The sequence below is a fragment of the Bacillus hominis genome (assembly GCF_018332515.1).
Classification (GTDB): Bacteria; Bacillota; Bacilli; order Bacillales; family Bacillaceae_G; genus Bacillus_A; species Bacillus_A hominis.
Window position 1 is genome coordinate 1 of sequence record NZ_BOQD01000373.1, and the last position, 2135, is coordinate 2135.

The 2135-nt window shown below is 31.6% G+C and carries 2 protein-coding genes and 1 pseudogene; 1 reads left to right on the forward strand and 2 read right to left on the reverse strand.

Annotation, left to right across the window (positions count from 1 at the left end; genetic code table 11):
• A pseudogene (locus KI356_RS25105) lies at window positions 1-396 on the reverse strand (M3 family oligoendopeptidase); the annotation flags it as partial.
• A gap of 17 nt (window positions 397-413) precedes the next feature.
• The gene (locus KI356_RS25110) at window positions 414-1352 is read right to left on the reverse strand and encodes a DMT family transporter (protein WP_212936794.1); all 939 of its coding nucleotides are present in this window, start codon (window positions 1350-1352) and stop codon (window positions 414-416) included.
• A gap of 127 nt (window positions 1353-1479) precedes the next feature.
• On the opposite strand from KI356_RS25110, the gene KI356_RS25115 reads away from it, so the two are divergent.
• On the forward strand, window positions 1480-2135 hold a 656-nt coding region (locus tag KI356_RS25115), incomplete at its 3' end, for an aminotransferase class I/II-fold pyridoxal phosphate-dependent enzyme (RefSeq protein WP_212936795.1).

Below are 2135 nucleotides of genomic sequence, written 5' to 3' on the forward strand. Positions count from 1 at the left end.
TTCTTTTACTTCTAAATCAATGTTCTTTTCACAAAATAATGTTTGTGCATTCTTTATTTTTTTATCTAGTATGCTATAAGTTTTGGGATCAAGTTGCATTCGAAATGGTGATTCTAAATATTTATTATCAAATGAATTTTGATAACGTTTCAATAGAGGCCTTACATATTGTTGATCATATTCAAACGTATCTTTTATTTTTTTGTTATCTGTATTACATTGAAAAGCAATGTAGTGTGATCTTAATTGTTCTTCGATTTCAGATATTAATTTTGACTGAGCTTTTAGCCAGTTTTCTAAATCTTCTCCAGATGAAAGAGGCTTACTTAATAAAGTGGATAATTCTTTTTCAAGCTCATGTAGATTTCGAATATCAATTGTATTAGAGTCCTGCATTATATATCCCTCACTTTTTATTTACTCAAGGAGGTATTCTTCTTTTTTATTTCAATTCCTTTTTTACCCAAAAAGTTTGTGCCTACAACGCCAAGAACAATCAAAATTGTACCGATGATGTGATAGTATGCGATTTGCTCCTGTAAGAATACAACGCCTGCGATGATGGTAATAAGTGTAGATAAGTTGCTGAAAACACTTATTTTAGCTGCTTCAATATAAGATAATGAATAGTTTAATAGCAATGCTGTCAGTAAGGACGATAGTAATCCTAAATATAAAATAGAGATAAGAAATGTGCTGTTCGTAAATGGCTTAAAGTATACATTTATTGTGCCTTTGTTTATATGGCTGGCAATCGCGATTAAATTAAAGCTAATAAAACCGATTACTGTCATTGTGTAAGTTAAATCCATTAGTTTGAATTTCTTCGTCATTTTTCGAGCTAACACATTATAGCAAGCAGATGATAATGCCGATAGCAAAATAAGAATAACACCTATAAAGCTAGTTGCATGAGTCCCTATACCATTCATGATAAATATATAAATGACACCGATGACGGAAATGAGTACGGATATTTTTTGCCATGTATTCGTATACTCTTTTAAAAAATAGGAAGCTAATATCATCGTAAATATAGGAATCGCCGCCTGTATAATTCCAGCTTCGGATGAACTTGTATACACTAAGCCGAACGCTTGGAAAGCAAAAAATAGTGCTGGATAAAATATTGCAAGTGGTAAAAGGGCAAGTATGTTTTTGAATGATATATTTAACTTTACAAAACCGAAGATAACCGGAATACTTGCTGCTATGAAAGCAACTGTAAAACGGTGAGCAAGAGTATCAAGGGGGTTCGTAATTGTTAATGCTAATTTCACAAACATAAAGGAAAACCCAATAATAAATGAATAGAGTAATGCTGATAAATATGCCTTTGTTGTATATTTCATAATTTCACCTCATAATAGTTGATTTCTTACTGGCCAGTATACGTACATAGTAATCTTTATGATCTAGTGCTACAATGTGAACAAATACAAACTGTACCGGTACAAATTAAATATTGGAGTGGTAATGATGTATAAGTATTTACATGTTTTAAACGATTTAGAAAGTATGATTCAAAATGGAGAGATAAAAGAAGGAAAGAAATTACCGTCTATACGGTCGCTTGTTACGCAATATGAATGTAATAAGGCGACTGTAATACGAGCGCTGCATGAATTAGAGAAACGTCATATTATTTATTCCGTTCCTCAAAGTGGATACTACGTTGTTAAAAAATCAGGGAGTTATATAGAAAATAATGAGATAATTGATTTTGCTTCTTCAGCACCAGATCCAGATGTTTTCCCGTATTTAGATTTTCAACATTGTATTAATAAGGCCATTGATACATATAAAAATGACTTGTTCGTATATGGAACGCCGAAAGGGTTACCATCATTAATTCCAGTCATTCAAAAACAACTGGCAAACTATCAAGTCTTTACAAAAGAAGAAAATATCTTTATCACATCAGGCGTGCAGCAGGCGCTTGCTATATTAACTTCTATACCATTTCCAAATGGACATAGCACGATACTAATTGAACAACCAAGTTACCATTTATATATTGAATATGTAGAAACAAATAACATTCCTGTAATCGGAATAAAGCGTACGCATGAAGGAATAGATTTAAATGAATTAGAGATGATATTCCGAACAGAAAAAATTAAATTCTTTTATAC